This is a genomic window from Micromonospora maris AB-18-032, from assembly GCF_000204155.1.
Taxonomy (GTDB): domain Bacteria; phylum Actinomycetota; class Actinomycetes; order Mycobacteriales; family Micromonosporaceae; genus Micromonospora; species Micromonospora gifhornensis.
Map to the genome: position 1 here is coordinate 5,853,037 of NC_015434.1, position 17,361 is coordinate 5,870,397.

At 71.0% G+C, this 17,361-nt stretch carries 16 protein-coding genes and 1 pseudogene; 3 read left to right on the forward strand and 14 right to left on the reverse strand.

Going from position 1 to position 17,361, the window contains the following annotated elements; all coding sequences use genetic code 11:
• Positions 1–208 precede the first annotated feature (208 nt).
• The 7 genes and pseudogenes from VAB18032_RS25840 to VAB18032_RS25865 all read right to left on the reverse strand — a co-directional run bounded on the left by VAB18032_RS25840 (position 209) and on the right by VAB18032_RS25865 (position 6,911).
• Positions 209–1,369 (reverse strand): glycoside hydrolase family 11 protein, encoded by a 1,161-nt coding sequence (locus VAB18032_RS25840; protein ID WP_043721934.1) that lies wholly within the window; start codon positions 1,367–1,369, stop codon positions 209–211.
• Between the two features lie 316 nt (positions 1,370–1,685).
• A pseudogene (locus VAB18032_RS31915) lies at positions 1,686–1,778 on the reverse strand (uracil-DNA glycosylase); the annotation flags it as partial.
• A 45-nt stretch (positions 1,779–1,823) separates the two neighbouring features.
• Positions 1,824–2,174: a hypothetical protein gene (locus VAB18032_RS25845; protein ID WP_013735885.1), complete on the reverse strand. Its 351-nt coding sequence runs from the start codon at positions 2,172–2,174 to the stop codon at positions 1,824–1,826.
• A gap of 158 nt (positions 2,175–2,332) precedes the next feature.
• Positions 2,333–3,034 carry a uracil-DNA glycosylase gene (ung, locus tag VAB18032_RS25850; protein WP_013735886.1) on the reverse strand — a complete coding sequence of 234 codons (702 nt, stop codon included), beginning with the start codon at positions 3,032–3,034 and terminating at the stop codon, positions 2,333–2,335.
• 106 nt (positions 3,035–3,140) lie between these two features.
• Positions 3,141–4,235, reverse strand: a complete 1,095-nt coding sequence (locus VAB18032_RS25855) for an alpha/beta fold hydrolase (RefSeq protein WP_013735887.1) — start codon at positions 4,233–4,235, stop codon at positions 3,141–3,143.
• Positions 4,232–5,350, reverse strand: a complete 1,119-nt coding sequence (alr, locus tag VAB18032_RS25860) for an alanine racemase (protein WP_013735888.1) — start codon at positions 5,348–5,350, stop codon at positions 4,232–4,234. The genes VAB18032_RS25855 and alr overlap by 4 nt, the downstream gene beginning before the upstream one ends.
• 91 nt (positions 5,351–5,441) lie before the next feature.
• Positions 5,442–6,911 carry an NAD(P)H-hydrate dehydratase gene (locus VAB18032_RS25865; RefSeq protein WP_043725806.1) on the reverse strand — a complete coding sequence of 490 codons (1,470 nt, stop codon included), beginning with the start codon at positions 6,909–6,911 and terminating at the stop codon, positions 5,442–5,444.
• Between the two features lie 172 nt (positions 6,912–7,083).
• Between VAB18032_RS25865 and VAB18032_RS25870 the strand changes: the two genes are divergently transcribed.
• Positions 7,084–7,380 carry a hypothetical protein gene (locus tag VAB18032_RS25870; protein ID WP_013735890.1) on the forward strand — a complete coding sequence of 99 codons (297 nt, stop codon included), beginning with the start codon at positions 7,084–7,086 and terminating at the stop codon, positions 7,378–7,380.
• On the forward strand, positions 7,377–8,990 hold the full coding sequence (locus VAB18032_RS25875; protein ID WP_013735891.1) for an alpha/beta hydrolase: 1,614 nt from the start codon (positions 7,377–7,379) through the stop codon (positions 8,988–8,990). The genes VAB18032_RS25870 and VAB18032_RS25875 overlap by 4 nt, the downstream gene beginning before the upstream one ends.
• Before the next feature lie 97 nt (positions 8,991–9,087).
• On the opposite strand, the gene glmS is transcribed toward VAB18032_RS25875, so the two are convergent.
• A complete protein-coding gene (glmS, locus tag VAB18032_RS25880) occupies positions 9,088–11,001 on the reverse strand; it encodes a glutamine--fructose-6-phosphate transaminase (isomerizing) (RefSeq protein ID WP_013735892.1) in 1,914 nt (637 codons plus the stop codon).
• Between the two features lie 157 nt (positions 11,002–11,158).
• Here glmS and VAB18032_RS25885 point away from each other — a divergent pair, with 157 nt between their 5' ends.
• Positions 11,159–12,352: a pyridoxal phosphate-dependent aminotransferase gene (locus VAB18032_RS25885; protein WP_043725809.1), complete on the forward strand. Its 1,194-nt coding sequence runs from the start codon at positions 11,159–11,161 to the stop codon at positions 12,350–12,352.
• A 94-nt stretch (positions 12,353–12,446) separates the two neighbouring features.
• On the opposite strand, the gene glmM is transcribed toward VAB18032_RS25885, so the two are convergent.
• The 6 genes from glmM to VAB18032_RS25915 form a co-directional block, all read right to left on the reverse strand.
• A complete protein-coding gene (gene glmM, locus VAB18032_RS25890) occupies positions 12,447–13,802 on the reverse strand; it encodes a phosphoglucosamine mutase (RefSeq protein WP_013735894.1) in 1,356 nt (451 codons plus the stop codon).
• Between the two features lie 186 nt (positions 13,803–13,988).
• Positions 13,989–14,453: a 30S ribosomal protein S9 gene (gene rpsI / locus VAB18032_RS25895; RefSeq protein ID WP_013735895.1), complete on the reverse strand. Its 465-nt coding sequence runs from the start codon at positions 14,451–14,453 to the stop codon at positions 13,989–13,991.
• A gap of 20 nt (positions 14,454–14,473) precedes the next feature.
• Positions 14,474–14,917, reverse strand: a complete 444-nt coding sequence (gene rplM, locus VAB18032_RS25900) for a 50S ribosomal protein L13 (RefSeq protein WP_013735896.1) — start codon at positions 14,915–14,917, stop codon at positions 14,474–14,476.
• 208 nt (positions 14,918–15,125) lie between these two features.
• On the reverse strand, positions 15,126–16,493 hold the full coding sequence (locus tag VAB18032_RS25905) for an MFS transporter (RefSeq protein ID WP_013735897.1): 1,368 nt from the start codon (positions 16,491–16,493) through the stop codon (positions 15,126–15,128).
• Between the two features lie 105 nt (positions 16,494–16,598).
• Positions 16,599–16,904 carry a type II toxin-antitoxin system PemK/MazF family toxin gene (locus tag VAB18032_RS25910; protein ID WP_013735898.1) on the reverse strand — a complete coding sequence of 102 codons (306 nt, stop codon included), beginning with the start codon at positions 16,902–16,904 and terminating at the stop codon, positions 16,599–16,601.
• Positions 16,882–17,139, reverse strand: coding sequence for a hypothetical protein (locus VAB18032_RS25915; protein ID WP_043721938.1), 258 nt, complete (start codon positions 17,137–17,139; stop codon positions 16,882–16,884). The genes VAB18032_RS25910 and VAB18032_RS25915 overlap by 23 nt, the downstream gene beginning before the upstream one ends.
• Positions 17,140–17,361: the final 222 nt, after the last annotated feature.

Below are 17,361 nucleotides of genomic sequence, written 5' to 3' on the forward strand. Positions count from 1 at the left end.
GGACGCCCGCCCGCCATCGCCGTAGCGCTCGCGCGCACCGCACCCATGACGGTGGGCGGTCAGGACATTGAACGGCGTCAGTCGCACCAGGTACCGGCGCTGTGATTGCACAGAGCAATCGATACTCAATATTGCTGTGGTCCTCAACGAGGAACGGGGCCAGGCACGTCAGCGCCTGGCCCCGTAGTGATGGATCGGTTGCGACGGATCAGTTGCGGCGGCTCCACTGCTGGTTGGCTCCACCCCAGCAGCTGTACAGCTGGAGAAGCGCCCCGTTACCGCTGCCACCGGCGTCGAGGCACAACCCTGACTGCACTCCGGTGATCGTGCCGTTGGAGTTGATGTTCCACTGCTGGTTCGCGCCGCCGTGGCAGTCGTAGATGGTCACCCGCGTACCGTTGCTGGTGCCCTGATTCGCGGCATCCAGGCACTTGCCGTTCACCGTCAGCTGCCGGCTCGAGGTGTGGGTGAACCGCTGGTTCGAGCCACCCCAGCAGTCATACAACTGGATCTGGGTGCCGTTGCTGGTGCTCGAGTTCGGCACGTCCAGGCACCGGCCGGACTGCTGACCGACGATCATCTGGCCGCTACCGCCACTGGGCGGCGGGGTGGTCGGGTTGGTCGGGTTGGTCGGGCCGGGGCCGGGGGTGCCGCCTTCCGAGACGGTGATGTCCGAGCTTCCCTGGCTCTGGTAACCCTCGGTGGCCATGATCTGGTAGTAGTGGTTGCCCAGGTTCAGGCCAACGCGGGCCCAGGCGTCGAAGTGGTTGGCGGTGGTGATGGTGCCGCTACTGCGCTTCTGCTGCCGGACGCTCCAGTACTGGTAGAACGTCGCGGTGCCGTCGATCGAGGGCTGGTTGACCCGCTGGCTGCGCAGGATGTCGTAGGTGCCGCCGTCGGTGGTGATGCTGCCGAGCCGGGTGGCGCCGCTGCTCGGGTTGTAGCTGCCGAAGTTCTCGACGATGTAGTACTCGACAAGCGGGTTACGGGTCCAGCCGTACAGGGCGAGATAGCTGTTGTTGTTGCCCGGGTTGTAGCTGCCCGAGTAGGTGATCGTGCGGCGGGTTCCGGGGTTCCAGCCCTTGCCACCGACCCAGTTGTTGGTGCTCCTGCTCCACGAGCTGGAGTAGCGGCCGTTCTCGCGCAACACCATGCAGGCGTCGCCGCTGTCCTTCCAGAACGAGAAGAAGAACCCGTTGTGGGTGCCTTCCGTGTTTGAGCAGACCTGCCGGTCGGCCTCGGCGTGGGCGGTGCCGGCCGAGATCGCGATGGTGCCGGTGGTGGCCAGCACTGCGGCGAAGGCGGCGGCAGCCAGCATCCTGAGGCGGCCGCGTCGGCGACTCTTACGGTGAGTGGGGACTTCGTTCATGGTGGTGTGCTTCTCCTTGAGAGAGACGGCGTGGCGTAATCGACGGGGTGTGTGTGGTCGAGGGACGGTCACCGCGCGTCGATGCTGCGCCTTGGGTGTATGAATGCCGGACTGTCGGTTGTATGGGTGCTCCACTGCTACTTCGCGTCGCCACTGACCCCCAGACTGAAGAAGTTAGCCAGCATCTATGTCTTCGATATCGTTATCCAAATATCGACGCCAGTCAAGAAATGTTGTCCTACCGGCACTTCCGGAACTACCAGGCGGCTGCCATCACCTGGTAGGTGCGGGCAGCGTGGAGGGAGGAGCACACGGCTCAGCCAGCCGACCGTTCCCAGTCGATTGTGGGCAGGCCGGCGTCGGCAAGCGCGTTGCTGGCGACGCGGAACGGCCGACTGCCGACGGCGCCGTGTTCGCACGGAACACGGCGCCGTCGGTCGTGGGCGCGCCGAGGTCAGACGACCTTGAAGCTGCTCAGCGGAGCCTGCACGTTGTGCAGGTCACCACTCGGCACGTAGTAGCTGATCCCGGTGCAGTTGGCGCCCTCGTACACCCGCAGCGAGTAGTCGGTGAGGTTCAGCCAGCCCAGGAAGCCCATCGAGCTGTTCACGCAGTCGGCGCCGAAGGGTGCCGGGTACTCGACCGTGGCACCGTTGAACCACTTGGACTCGTGCAGGCACAGGGTGCCGTCGACATATGTGCAGCTGCGGGATTCGGCCGCAGCCGCAGGGGCTCCGGTCACCGCGATCGCGGCGGCACCGATGGTGGCGAGCAGGGCGGTCCGGACAGACTTCGACGGGCGCATGCAGTCCTCCTTGATGCGGGTGGTGGCAGGTCGGCGACGAGCCGCAGGGATCGACCCTCACCAACTAGTTGCATGGTCGACTGTCCAACTACGGAATGTCAACGCGTCAATCAATCCACCGGCATCGAAGGGGGTGAACGTGCAACCGCTCTGCACGATCAGCCCGCCGTACGCTCCCAGTCGATGGTGGGCAGGCCGGCGTCGGCGAGCGCCTTGTTGGCGGCGCTGAACGGCCGGCTGCCGAGGAAGCCGCGCGGGTTCATCGGGCTGGGATGCCCCGCCTCCAGCACCACGTGCTGCGGGTTGCCGACCAACGCGGCCTTCTTGCGCGCGTAGCCGCCCCAGAGCAGGAAGACCACCCGCGACTCCATCGTGTCGAGCGCCCGGATGGTGGCGTCGGTGAACTCCTCCCAGCCCCGGTTGGCGTGCGAGCCCGGGGCGCCCTGCCGGACGGTGAGCACCGAGTTGAGCAGCAGCACACCCTGCGCCGCCCAGCCGTCGAGGTTGCCATTGGCCGGCTTGGGCACCCCCAGGTCCTCGCCCAACTCCTTGAAGACGTTGCGCAGCGACGGCGGCACGGACACGCCCTCGCGCACGCTGAAGCTGAGCCCGTGCGCCTGGCCGACGCGGTGGTAGGGGTCCTGGCCGAGGATGAGCACCCGACAGGCCGACGGAGCGCAGAGCCGGTAGGCCGAGAAGAGGTCCTCGACCGGCGGGAAGACCGTGCCGGTGGCGTACTCCCGGGCGACGAACTCGCCCAACGCGGCCGTGCGGGCCGGGTCGAGGTGCGGGGCGAGCACCTCCCGCCACTCGCTCGGTAGCAGTGCCGGCAGGTCCAGGATGACAACGTCGTCGGGCATCAGCGGCCTTTCAGTGGCGAGGTCGGTCCCCGGCACTGTAGGCAGAGGGTACGACGGCCCTCGGCCCAGGGCCCTCAGCCGCTGCGCACCCCCGGCGAGCCGGTCGCTACCGCCCGCAGGTGCCGAGGAACGCCAGCAGCGCCTCGTTCACCTCGTCGGCGTGCTCCAGCATCACCACGTGCCCGCTGTCGTTGATCTTGACGAACTCGGCGTGCGGCAACCGCCGGACGATCTCCTCGGAATGGGTCACCGGAGTGATCATGTCCTTGTCCCCGACGATCACCAGCACCGGCGTGCCCTCCAACGCCACAAGCGCCGGGAACCGCGAGTGGGTGGCGATGGTCCGCAGGTAGCGGGTCACCGTGTCGGCCGAGGTACGCGAGTTCATCTGCTCGACGTACGACACCAGCGCCGGGCTCGGATTGCGGGTGCCGAAGCCGTACTTGCGGGTGAGCAGCCAGGCCACGTTCGTGGTCGACCTGCGGGCCCGGTCGATCACCGGTCCGGTGTAGCGGGTGACGTTGCCGGCCATGTAGAGCACCGGGCTGCCCACCCGTCCGAGCAGGGCCGGGGCGACCAGCTTCGTCTCCGCCAGCAACCCGCCCGAGGTGGCCATCAGCACGGTGCCCACCACCCGGTCGTCGAACATCTCCGGATACAACTCGGCGAGCGCCATGATGGTCATGCCGCCCATCGAGTGGCCGACAAGCACCAACGGCCCCTCGGCGGCCACCTCGTCGATCACCCGGCGCAGCGTGTGGCCGAGCGCGTCGAGGTCGTACTCGCCGGTCTCCAGCCGTCCCGAACGGCCGTGACCGGGCTGGTCGTACGCGACAACCCGGTGCTCGCCCCGCTCGGCGAGCAGCTTGCGCTGGAAGTGGAAGGTGCCCATGTCCAGGCAGAAACCGTGCACCAGCACCACTGTCGGGTTGCCCTCGACCGGACGGGTCGGCTCGACCACCTCGACGTGGATGTCGGTGCCGTCCGGCATCTCCAGCCGGTACGCCTCGTCGTACCGCTGCTGGCCGAAGACCTCACCGGCGTACGGATCGGTCGGGTCCGCCTTCAGCCGGCGGACCAGGGCCCGTTCGGTGGCGACCCCGGCGGCGGTCACCGCGGCGGCCACCCCGAGCGCCGCACCCACCAGACCGGCGGCCCGCCCCGCCGCCGTACGCGGCCGAGGTATCAGGTGCCGACTCATGAATCGGTGCCGTCGTACACGCGAGGGACCCGGCTGCTGCCGAAGCGCGTGACGATCTCGTAGTTGATCGTGCCGACCGCCTCGGCCCAGTCGTCGGCGGTGGGCTCACCGTCGGCACCGCTGCCGAACAGGGTCGCCACGTCACCGGCGGCCACCGGGTCGTCGCCGCAGTCGAGGACGAACTGGTCCATGCAGACCCGCCCGGAGATGGTCCGGCGGCGTCCGCCGAGCTGCACCGGGCCGGTGTTCGAGGCATGCCGGGGCACCCCGTCGGCGTACCCGAGCGGCACCACGGCCAGGTTCGCGTCGCGCTCGGTGGTGTACGTGTGGCCGTACGAGACGCCGGTGCCGGCCGGGACCCGCTTGGTCAACATCACCCGGGCGCGGGCGGTCATCGCCGGCCGCAGCCCGTGGGTCTCGCCGGCCACCGGGGAGAGGCCGTAGACGGCCAACCCGGGCCGGACCAGGTCGAAGTGGGTGTCGGGTCGGGTCAGGGTGGCGGCGGAGTTGGCCAGGTGCCGGTAACGGGGGCGCAGCCCGGCCCGCTCGACCATGGCCAGCCCCTCGTGGAAGACGGCCAACTGCCGGTCCGTGGTCGGATGACCGGGCATGTCCGCGTACACGAAATGGCTCCACACCCCGACCACCTCGACCAGACCGTCGGCCTGCGCCTTGGCCGCGGCGTCGAGCAGGGCCGGCCAGTCGGCGACCGTCGCCCCGTTCCGGGACAACCCGGTGTCGATCTTCAAGTGGACGCGGGCGGGCCGTTGCGCCCGGCGGCTCGCCTCGACCGCCTCGTCCAGCTGCGGCAGGCTCGCCACGCCCAGGTCCACGTCGGCCGCGACACCGGTGTGCAGCGGCAGTCCCGGCGCGAGCAGCCAGGCGAGCACCGGGGCGTCGATGCCGGCCGCGCGCAGCGCCAACGCCTCGTCCAGCGTGCAGACACCGAGCCAGGTCGCCCCGGCGTCGAGCGCGGCGCGGGCGGCCGGGACCATGCCGTGGCCGTAGCCGTCGGCCTTCACCACCGCCATCAGCTCGGCGCTGGTGCCGGCGCGCATCCGGTCGACGTTCTCCCGGATCGCGTCGAGATCCACGCGCACCTCAGCCTGCCACATGCCTCCACCCTACTTTCCGCGCTGATCACCGCAGGGCGACCCGGCCAGGTCCGGCCGGTCGACTGCCCCGGTGGGCGGGGTCGGGGGTCCGTCAGGGCAGCCGGGCGAGTACCGGCCGCAGCGCGGCGGCCACGTCGGGCGCGGTGACCGGGCCGGACCGGGCCGCCTCCCGACCGGCCAGGCCATGCAGGTAGGCCGCCGAGGCGGCGGCCCGCTCCGCCGGCAGCCCGGCCGCGAGCAGCGAGCCGAGCAGCCCGGCCAGCACGTCCCCGGTCCCGCCGGTGGCCAGCGCGGGGGTGCCGGTCGGGTTGACGTACGCCCGACCGTCCGGCGTGCCGATCACCGTACGGTCGCCCTTGAGCAGCACCACGGCGTTCATCCAGGCGGCCAGCCGGAGCGTGGCGGCCACCCGGTCGGCACCCGGCGTCTCGCCGCAGAGCCGGGTGAACTCCCGGTCGTGCGGCGTGACCACGATCGGGGCGTCACGTCGGCGCAACTGGTCGGCGAGGGACCCGTCGACGAGCAGGGTCAGCGCGTCCGCGTCCAGCACCGCGGGCACCGGCGCGGCCAGCACCGTACGCAGTTCGGTCGTCGCCCGCTCGTCGGTGCCCAACCCCGACCCGCACACCCAGGCCTGCACCCGGCCGGCATCGGCCACCCGGCCGGTCACGATCACCGACGGGTGCTCGCGTACCACGTCGTCGCGGGCGCCACCGGCGTAGCGGACCAGGCCGGTCGGCCCGGCCAGCGCCCCACCGACGGAGAGCATCGCGGCACCCGGGTACGTCGCCGAACCGGTGGCCACCCCGACCACGCCCCGGGTGTACTTCTCCGACGTGGCACCGAGCCGGGGCCACCACTGCGCCACGTCCGACCACTCCACCACGTGCAGCGCCGGGGTGCCGCGCAGCCACGGGGTGAGCCCGATGTCGACCAGCTCCACCTGCCCGGCCAGCGCGGCGGCCGGGCCGACCACCAGGGCCGGTTTCAGCGCGCCGAAGGCGACCGTGACGTCGGCGCGTACCGCGTTGGGTCGGCCGGAGGCGGTCAGCGGGACGTCGCCGGTGTCCACCGCCACCCCGCTCGGCACGTCCACCGCCACCACCGTCGCCCGGGCACCGTCGCGCCCGGCGTGGTCCAGCAGGCTCGCCGCCAACTGCTCGGCGGTCTCCCGCAGCCCGCCGTGCCCGCCGATGCCCACGATGCCGTCGAGCACCAGGTCGACCACGGCCGGGGGGTGCGCCACGACCCGTCCACCGGCGGCGCGCAACGCGGCCAGCCCGTCGGCGTGCGCACGTTCCGGGGTGAGCAGCAACGCCGACACCGCCGCACCCCGCTGGGCCAGGCGCGCTCCGGCGTACAGGGTGTCGCCGCCGTTGTCGCCGGAGCCGACGAGCAGCAGCACCGGCGCGGCGTACACCCCGCCCCGCTCGGCGAGCAGCAGCGCGCAGCGGCGCGCCAGCCCGGCCGCGGCGCGCTGCATCAGCGTGCCCGGCGGGAGTTCGGCCATCAGTGCCGCCTCTGCCGCCCGTACGTCCGCGACCCGCCAGACTGATCTCACCCGGCCCACCCTACCGGCGCGCGGGTCGCAAGATAGCCCTCCGTCGCCGACCGGGCAACGCCTGTGGACAACCCGACGGTACGCCCCACAGTGGTTGTCCACAGGGCACCGTCGCACCGCCCGGCACCGCCTAGCGTCCTGCCCGTTGGCGCTACGGGGGGTGGGAGAGGCGATGAGCGAGCAGGACTTGACCGTGCAGCCGGAACGGCTGGACCGGACCGGGCGATCGCTGGGTGAGCAGGGCCATCGGCTGGCGAGTGGGCTGGCCGGGACAGCGGGGTTGACGGCACCGACCCCGGGCTGGTCGGCCGGGGTTGCGCTGGGCACCCTGGAGGCGGCCGTGCACTCCTGGTCGGCTCGGCTCGGCGCCCGGGTCACCCGGACCGGTGACGCGGTACGCGCCGCCGCTCGGTCCTACGAGTCGGTGGACGGTCGGGCGGCGGCCCGGATTTCCGCCCTGCCCCGGTGACCCGGCCGGGAGTGGTCCGGCCGGACCAGGTCGGCTACGCCCAGCTCTCGACGGCCGACCCGACGCGCTGGCGGGCCACCGGGACGGCCTGGGCGGGACTGGTCGGCCCGACCCGGCGACGGGCCACCGAGTTGGCGGACGACGCTGCGGCGTTGCGGTCGCAGTGGTCGGGTCTGGCCGCGACCGCAGCCGAGAAGCAGGTTTCCGACCTGCGGGTCGAGTTGCTCGCCCTCGCCCCGGTGGCGATCGAGATCGACCAGGTGCTTGCCGAGTTCGCCGCCCGGCTGACCGTGGCCCGGGCACGGCTGGCGGCGGCAGTGACACTGGCCGCCAGCGTCGGAGTGCTGATCGACCGATGGGGTCGGACCAGTCCCGATCCGAGCCGGGTGCCGGCCCACCGGGCCGTCCAGACGGTGGCGCCGGTGACGACGGCGCTGCGGGACGCCCTCGACCTGGCCACGGCGGCGGATCGGGAGGCCGCCGGCCGTCTCGACCAACTGACCGCGGACGCCGAGTCGGGTTGGCTGAGCCGACCACCGGCGGGCCGACCTGCACCGCACTCCGATCCCGCAGAGGTCAACCGCTGGTGGAACGGGCTCAGCCCCGCGCAGCGCCGTTGGCTGGTCGGGCACGAGCCGGAGCTGATCGGCGGGTTCGACGGGATTCCCGCCGCCGGCCGCGACCAGGCCAACCGACTGCTGCTGGAGGTACGCCGGGCCGCGCTGGTGCGACGCTGGGAGGAGTTGCTGGCCCGGATGCCCCGCGGCCCCGCCGAGATGGTCGGGCTACGCGCCGTCGAAGCCGCGCTGAGCGGGCTGGACGCGTTGACGTCTCGGCTGGCGTCGCCGGACGCGCCGCGCACGTACCTGCTCGGGCTGGACGTCGGCGGTGAGGGGCGGACGGTGGTGGCGTTGGGCAACCCGGATCGGGCCGCCAACATCCTGACCCACGTGCCGGGCACGACCTCCGGGCTGCACGACGCCACCGACGATCTGGGGCGCGCCGCGCGGGTGCTGTCCCGCTGTGCCGACCTGGCACCGGGGCAGGAGACCTCGGCGGTGCTCTGGTTGGACTACGACGCCCCGGATTTCCTGCACGAGGCGGCCTGGGACAGGCAGGCCCACGCGGCCGGTGACGCGCTGCACCGGTTCCAGGAGGGGTTGCGGGCCACCCACGACGGGCCGGCCGCCCGGCAGACCGTGCTCGGGCACAGCTACGGGTCGCTGGTGGTGGGCGGTGCCGCCCGGGATCACGGGCTCGCCGCCGACGCGCTGGTCTTCGTCGGCTCGCCCGGAGTCGGCGTGCAGCACGCCGCCGACCTGGGCGTACCGGCCGGACAGGTGTGGGCCAGCCGCGCACCCGACGACGTGATCCGGCTGGCCCGGTCGCCGGGCGAGTTGGCTCGGCACGCGGTGCTCAGCCTCTCCCCCGCCGCCGGCATCATCGGGCTGCTGACCGGCGACGACGACAAACGCTGGTTCGGGCGGGACCCGGCCGAAGCGTCCTTCGGCGGCCGGAGCTTCCCCAGCGGCCGGTACGGCCACAGCGGCTACTGGCATCCGGACAATCCGGCGCTGGACGGCATGGCCCGGATCGTCCTCGGCCAGTGACGGCGCTCCAGCGGCAGAGGCAGCGGCCAGGCGGTGACAACGCTTCGGCAGAAGCGCGGCGGCCGGGCGGTCAGCGGTGACCGCCCGGCGCGACCTGCTACTCGACGGTGACGGACTTGGCGAGGTTGCGCGGCTGGTCCACGTCGTGCCCCCGCGCGGCGGCGATCTCGGCGGCGAAGATCTGCAACGGCACGGTCGTCAACAGCGGCGCGAGCAGCGTCGGCGTCCGCGGCACGTAGATCAGATGGTCGGCGTAACGCACCACCGACTCGTCGCCTTCCTCGGCGATCACGATGGTGCGGGCGCCTCGGGCGCGTACCTCCTGGATGTTGGAGACGATCTTGTCGTGCAGCAGACCGCGGCCCACCGGCGAGGGCACCACACAGATCACCGGGGTGCCCTGGTCGATCAGGGCGATCGGGCCGTGCTTGAGCTCGCCCGCGGCGAAGCCCTCGGCGTGCATGTACGCCAACTCCTTGAGCTTGAGCGCACCCTCCAGCGCCACCGGGTAGCCCACGTGCCGGCCGATGAACAGCACCGTCGGCTGGTCGGCCAGCTCGCGGGCCAGCTCCCGGACCGGCTCGATGCGCCCGAGCAGCTCGCGCAGCTTGTCCGGCACCTGGTGCAGTTGCTCCACCACGGCGGCCACCTCGTCGGCGAACTTGATGCCGCGCACCTGGGCCAGGTGCAGGCCGATCAGGTAGCAGGCGACCAACTGGGTGAGGAATGCCTTGGTGGAGGCGACGGCGATCTCCGGCCCGCCATGGGTGTAGAGCACCGCGTCGGACTCGCGGGGAATGGTGGAGCCGTTGGTGTTGCAGATGGCCAGCACCCGGGCCTTCTGGTCCTTGGCGTGCCGCAACGCCATCAGGGTGTCCATCGTCTCGCCGGACTGCGAGATCACCACGATCAGCGTGGACCGGTCGAGCACCGGGTCGCGGTAGCGGAACTCGCTGGCCAGCTCCACCTCGCAGGGGATCCGGGTCCAGTGCTCGATGGCGTACTTGGCGACCAGCCCGGAGTGGTACGCGGTGCCGCAGGCCACGATGAAGATCTTGTCGACGTCGCGTAGATCCTGGTCGCTGAGGCGCACCTCGTCGAGCATGATCTCGCCGCTCTCGGTCAGCCGTCCGAGCAGCGTGTCGGCGACGGCCTGCGGCTGCTCCTCGATCTCCTTGAGCATGAACCAGTCGTAGCCGCCCTTCTCCGCGGCCGAGGAGTCCCAGTCGATGTGGAAGTCCTTGCCGCTGGCGGGCTGACCGGCGAAGTCGGTGATCTCGATGGTGTCGGCGGTGATCAGGACGATCTGGTCCTGGCCCAGCTCGACCGCCTCACGGGTGTGCTCGATGAACGCGGCGACATCGCTTGCCAGGTAGTTCTCGCCGTCGCCCCGGCCGACCACCAGGGGCGAGTTGCGGCGGGCGCCGACCACCGCACCGGGGATCGCGGCGTCCACGGCGAGCAGCGTGAAGGCACCCTCCAGCCGCTGGCAGACCACCTGCATGGCGGCGGAGAGCAGGTGCGGCCCGTCCGGCTGACCGGCCGCGCGCAGCTCGGCCAACGCCTTGGCGAGCAGGTGCGCCGCGCACTCGGTGTCGGTGTCGCTGGCGAAGGTGACGCCGTCGTCCTCCAACTCGGTGCGGAGCTTGGCGAAGTTCTCGATGATGCCGTTGTGGATGACCGCGACCCGGCCGTCCGGGGACAGGTGCGGGTGGGCGTTGCGGTCGGTGGGTCCGCCGTGGGTGGCCCAGCGGGTGTGGCCGATGCCGGTGGTGCCGTCGCCGATGCCGAGCGGGCTGGCGCCGCAACCGTCCGGGTCCTCGGCGGCGCGTTCGGAGAGCACCTTCTCCAGGTTGGCCAGCTTGCCGGCCTTCTTCTCAGTCAACAGCTGTCCGTCGCAGGCGACGGCGACGCCGGCCGAGTCGTAGCCGCGGTACTCCAGGCGCCGCAGACCGTCGAGCACGATGCCGAGCGCCGGTCGGGCACCGGCGTAACCCACGATTCCACACATGGGTGGCAGCCTAACCAGTTTCGCTCACGTTGTCTGCGCGAAAGCCGGGTAAACAATCACTGAATTTGAGCGATTGGGCAGGTTCGGGTGGTCGAGGTCACAAAGCACTCAGGTCGGGCCGGGCGTCGCGATGGCGCGCACCCGTACCCTGACGGGCGTGACGAGCACTGATGTCGACCCCCTGGTGAACCGGATGCGCCCGTTCGGGACGACGATCTTCGCCGAGATGTCCGCCCTCGCCGTCCGGACCGGCGCGGTGAACCTCGGGCAGGGCTTCCCGGACACCGACGGCCCGCCGGAGATGCTCGCCGCCGCGGCCGAGGCGCTGCGCTCCGGCCGCAACCAGTACCCGCCGGGCCCCGGCATCCCCGAGCTACGGGCGGCGGTGGCGGCCCACCAACACCGCTTCTGGGGCCTGGAGTACGACCCGGACGGCGAAGTGGTGATCACCGCCGGTGCGACCGAGGCGATAGCCGCAGCGATCCTCGCCCTCTGCGAGCCCGGTGACGAGGTGGTCTGCTTCGAGCCGTACTACGACTCGTACGCGGCCTCGATCGCGCTGGCCGGTGCGGTACGGCGACCGGTCACCCTGCGCCCCGGCCCCGACGGTCGGTACGCCTTCGACCCGGCGGCGCTGCGCGCCGCGTTCGGTTCGCGTACCCGGCTGGTGCTGCTGAACTCGCCGCACAACCCGACCGGCAAGGTCTTCACCCCGGCCGAACTGGCGCTGGTCGCCGAACTCTGCCAGGAGCACGGCGCGTACGCGGTCACCGACGAGGTGTACGAGCACCTGGTCTTCACCGACGCGGCGAGTGAACACGTCCCGCTGGCGAGCCTGCCCGGCATGCGCGAGCGCACCCTGCGCATCTCCTCGGCCGGCAAGACCTTCTCCTGCACCGGCTGGAAGGTGGGCTGGGCGAGCGGGCCGGCCGCGCTGGTCTCCGCGATGCTGCGGGTCAAGCAGTTCCTCACCTTCGTCAACGCCGCACCCCTGCAACCCGCCGTGGCGGTCGCGCTCGGCCTGCCCGACGCCTACTTCACCGAGTTCCGCGCCGGCATGCAGGCCCGCCGGGACCAACTCATCGGCGGGCTGGTCGACGCCGGCTTCGAGGTGCTCAGCCCGGAGGGGACGTACTTCGTCACCGCCGACATCACCGCCCTCGGCGGCACCGACGGCGTCGAGTTCTGCCGGTCCCTACCCGAGCGCTGCGGCGTGGTGGCCGTACCCACCCAGGTCTTCTACGACGACCCCGAGGCCGGACGCCGCCTGGTCCGGTTCGCCTTCTGCAAACGCCCAGAACTGCTCGCCGAGGCGGTGTCCCGCCTGGGTGGCGCGACCTGGGAGCGCTGACCCACCAGTTCCGCCCGCTCTCAGCCGGACCGCTGGCTGCGGTTGTTAATAGGGGGCCCTTTCTCTACCTGAGACGTTAAGAAGGGGCCCTTCCTTACACTGCCGGGCTGGCGGTGCGGACCTGGGTGGCGATGCGTTCGGCGACCTCCTGGGCGACCGCCTCGGTGGCCGCCTCGACCATCACCCGCACCAGCGGTTCGGTGCCCGACGGGCGCAGCAGCACCCGGCCGGTCTCGCCCAGCTCGGCCTCGGCCCGCTGCACCTCGGCGCGGACCGCCGGCGCGGCGGCACCCACGGTACGGTCGCCGACCGGCACGTTGATCAACACCTGCGGCAGCTTGGTCACCACCGCCGCGAGGTCGGCCAGGGTACGGCCGGTGGCCGCCATCCGGGCCATCAGGTGCAGCCCGGTCAGCACCCCGTCGCCGGTCGTCGCGTACGCGGGCATCACGATGTGTCCGCTCTGCTCGCCACCGAGCGCCAGCCCGGAGGCGCGCAGCTCCTCCAGCACGTACCGGTCGCCGACCTTGGTCTCGATCAGCCGGATGCCTTCGGCGGACATGGCCAGGCGCAGGCCGAGGTTGCTCATCACGGTGGCGACCAGGGTGTCCCCGGTCAGCGTGCCGGCCTCCCGCATGGCCAGGGCCAGGATCGCCATCACCTGGTCGCCGTCGACCTCGTCGCCGTCGGCGGTCACCGCGACGCACCGGTCGGCGTCACCGTCGTGCGCGATGCCCAGGTGCGCGCCGTGCTCGACCACTGCCTGACGCAGGGTCGCGATGTGGTTCGACCCGCACTCGTCGTTGATGTTCAGCCCGTCCGGCTCGGCGTGGATCGCGATGACCTCGGCACCGGCCTCCCGGTACGCCGCCGGCGCCACCTCGGCGGCGGCGCCGTTGGCGCAGTCCACCACGACCTTGATCCCGTCGAGGCGGTGCGGCACGGTGCCGACGAGGTGCTGCACGTAGTGGTCGGCACCATCGAGCAGGTCGTGCACCCGACCGACTCCCGCGCCGACCGGGCGCTCCCAGGCGGTGCTGCCGTTGGCCTCGACGGTCGCCTCTATCCGCATCTCGATCTCGTCGGGCAGCTTGTGCCCGCCGGCCGCGAAGAGCTTGATCCCGTTGTCCGGCATCGGGTTGTGCGAGGCGGACAGCATCACCCCGAGGTCCGCCTTGGCCTCCGCGGTGAGGAACGCCACGGCCGGGGTGGGCAGCACACCGACCCGGACGACGGTCGCGCCCGCGCTGGTCAACCCGGCGACCACGGCCGCCTCCAGCATCTCGCCGCTGGCCCGGGTGTCCCGCCCGACCACGGCCAGCGGGGCATGACTTCGATCCGACTCGGCAAGGGTGTGGGCAGCCGCGACCGCCACCGAGAGTGCCAACTCCGGGGTGAGATCGGCGTTCGCGCGCCCGCGTACGCCGTCCGTGCCGAACAACCGGCCCATACCCGCCAACCTCCGATGAAACTTGCCGTCGTGGGAGAAATTGCCCTTGGAAAGGAGGACGGAAACTGCCCTGTGAGAAGGGGCGGAACCTGCCCTGTCACGAAGAGGCGGAAACGGCCGGCCCACCTCCCGAGTCGAGGGGAGGCGGACCGGCCGTCCGTCAGAAGTACAAGGTGCGGCTGAAGATCAGCGCTTCGAGTACTGAGGAGCCTTACGGGCCTTCTTGAGGCCGTACTTCTTGCTTTCCTTGACCCGGGCGTCCCGGGTCAGGAAGCCGGCCTTCTTCAGGGCCGGGCGGTCGTCCGGCTCGTTGACGATCAGCGCCCGGGCGATGGCCAGCCGCAGCGCACCGGCCTGGCCGGTGGTGCCGCCGCCACGCAGGTTGGCGATGACGTCGAACGCCTCGGGCTTCTCGGCGGTGACCAGCGGGTCCTTGATCAGCTGCTGGTGCACCTTGCTCGGGAAGTAGGCCTTAAGGTCCCGGCCGTTGCAGGTGATCTTGCCGGTGCCCGGCACGATCCGCACCCGGACGATGGCCTCCTTGCGGCGGCCCACGGTCTGGATCGGGCGGTCACCACGAGGCGCGCGGGCGACGGGCGCCGGCGCCTCGGTGGCCTCAGGGGCAACCTCGGTGGCGGTGATGTCGGTCATGCTGCTTCCTTCGCCCGCGCTCACTGCGCGATCTGCTTGATCTCGAACGGCACCGGCTGCTGCGCGCCGTGCGGGTGCTCTGCACCGGCGTAGACCTTCAGCTTCTTGATCAGCTGACGGCCGAGCTTGTTGTGCGGGAGCATCCCCTTCACAGCCAGCTCGATGGCCCGCTCGGGGCGCTTGGACAGCAGCTCCTCGTAGCCGACCTGCTTGAGGCCACCCGGGTAACCGGAGTGCCGGTAAGCGATCTTCTGCTGGCGCTTGTTGCCGGTCAGCGCAACCTTGCCCGCGTTCACGACGACGACGAAGTCGCCCGTGTCGACGTGCGGCGCGAAAGTCGGCTTGTGCTTGCCCCGCAGCAGCGTGGCGGCGTGGGTGGCCAGGCGGCCCAGCACGACATCAGAGGCGTCGATGACGTGCCACTGACGCTCGATCTCACCCGGCTTCGGGCTGTACGTACGCACAGGTCTACCTTGTCTCGTCGTCGGTCTGGGGTCGCGCGCCGAGGTGACCAGGACATCCCAGCCGGACCAGCGCGCACGAACGACCAAGCGTACCTCAGGCGGCACGCCCACAGATGTCGTACAACAGCAGGCAACGATACCCGCAGCCCGACCGGCCGGTCAAAACGGGGTCCGGCAGGCGCGCCGACGGCACCGGAAATGGCCTTGATCACACCCCGGCCCGGGCCAGCCGGGCCCCGGGACGCAGGTACGCCGCCCAGGTGAGCAGGAGCAGCACCAGGAAGAAGCCCACGTAGAAGCGCAGCGCCGGCTGGATCCCACCGTAGGTCGACCGGGCCCAGGCGTAACAGATCGGCACCAGAAAGCCACCGAGGGCACCGACCGCCGAGATGATGCCCAACGCGCCGGCGGCCTGCCGGCGCATCGCCAGCATCACCTCCGGCGAGCCCCCCAGCTCCTCCCCCTTGACCTGGAAGATCCGACTGATCATCCGGTAGGTCGAGCCGTTGCCGACGCCGGTGGCCACGAACAGCAGCAGGAAGGCCACGAAGAAGACACCCAGGCTGCGCTGCTCGACCGACCAGAGCGCGGCCAGCGCGCCGATGGCCATCAGCACGAAGCTGACCATCGTCACCCGCGCGCCGCCCACCACGTCGGAGAGCCGACCGCCGAAGGGGCGGCAGAACGAGCCGACCGCCGCGCCGAGGAACGCCCAGGTCAGTGCGACGTCCGGTCGACCGAACACCGAGGTGAGCAGGGTCGGGAAGGCCGCCGAGTAGCCGATGAACGAACCGAAGGTGCCGATGTACAGCAGGGACATGATCCAGGTGTCCCGATGCCGCAGCGACGACCAGACCGGCCGTACGTCCGCCTTGGCCTCCACCAGGTTGTCCATGAACAGGTACGCGCAGACCGCGGCGATCACCGCCAGCGGGATGTACATCAGCCCGGCCCGGGCCAGCGCCAGCCCGCCACCGAGCACGATCACCTGCGGAACCAGGAACTGCACCACCGCCACGCCGATGTTGCCGCCGGCGGCGTTGAGACCTAGCGCCCAGCCCTTCTCGCGTTCCGGATAGAAGAAGGAGATGTTCGCCATGCTGGAGGCGAAGTTGCCGCCGCCGAACCCGGCGGTGGCAGCGATCAGCAACAACACCGGGAAGCCGATCTCCGGGCGCTCGACCGCCCAGGCCAGGCCCGCGCAGGGCACGATCAGCAGGAGGGCGGAGACGATCGTCCAGTTCCGGCCGCCGAACACCGGCACGGCGAAGGTGTACGGCAACCGCAGCAACGCGCCGACCCCGCTCGGTACGGCGGTCAGCCAGAGCGCCTGGCTGGTGCTCAACTGCCAACCGGCGTCACCGAGCCGGACGACGACGATGCTCCACAGCAGCCACACCGAGAAGCCGATGTGTTCGGCGAAGATCGACCAGATCAGGTTGCGGCGGGCGATCCGGTTGCCGGTCGTACGCCAGAAGGTGTGGTCCTCCGGTGCCCAGTGCCCGATCCAGCGGCCGGGACGGCGGTCCAGGGTCTCCTCCTGGACGGCCTCGGGTTGCGCGCTCGTGGTGGTCATGGCGCCGAAGCTAGGAATCGACAGTTACCGTGGCGTTCGTCCTTCGGGTCGACCCGGCAACGGGACGCGCACCATCGGCCGGGGTGCGCGGTGAGACCCGCCGGTTCAGAGTTGCTGGAGGATGCGCAGTGCCCGGTCGACGTGGCGCATCGTCTCGGCGTCGGCCACGTCCACGCACTCGGTGAACCACTTCTTCATCGGCGAGGAGATCCGGTCGGGCATCACCACCCAGCCCCCCATCGGCACCGCCAGCGGTGAGTCCCGCAGCAACGCCGCCTCGACCACCTCGGCGACGATCACGATGGGCACGGCTGTGGAGTTGTAGACGTCGGAACTGATCACCAGCCCGAGCCGCTCGCGGGCCCCCTCGATCCGCCAGACCTCGCCCCTACGCAGCACGTGGGCGACCACCGAAGAGCAGGTCGTCGACCATGCCCACCTCCTGCGCGTCGGCCAGCGAGGCAGACTCCAGATCCAGCCCGGCCCGACCCACCGCGGCGGCGTGGGCCGCGAAGACCTCGCGCAGCGCCTTCTCCCGGGCGGCCTGGTCCATCCAGGCGGAGAGGGAGAGTCCCTCCCGTTTGGCGAACCGTCGGGCGTCCGCGATCGTCTCGTCGGAGAACGACAGAGTCACCTTGGCTGTCATGCCAGACAGACTACCGCTGGTATGACCGCCAGTCATCCGATCCGTACATCGTAGCTACCGGCTGCCGCGCCGAACGCCTCGGTCACATCCATGTCGACCACTCCACCTTCCCGATATGCGGGAGACTAGTTCCACATTCCAGGCCATGCGATCCGGTGCGCCGCCACCGTGCGGTGTGAGCGGCACTTGACAGGACCGAAACAAACGGGACGCGGGCCGGAA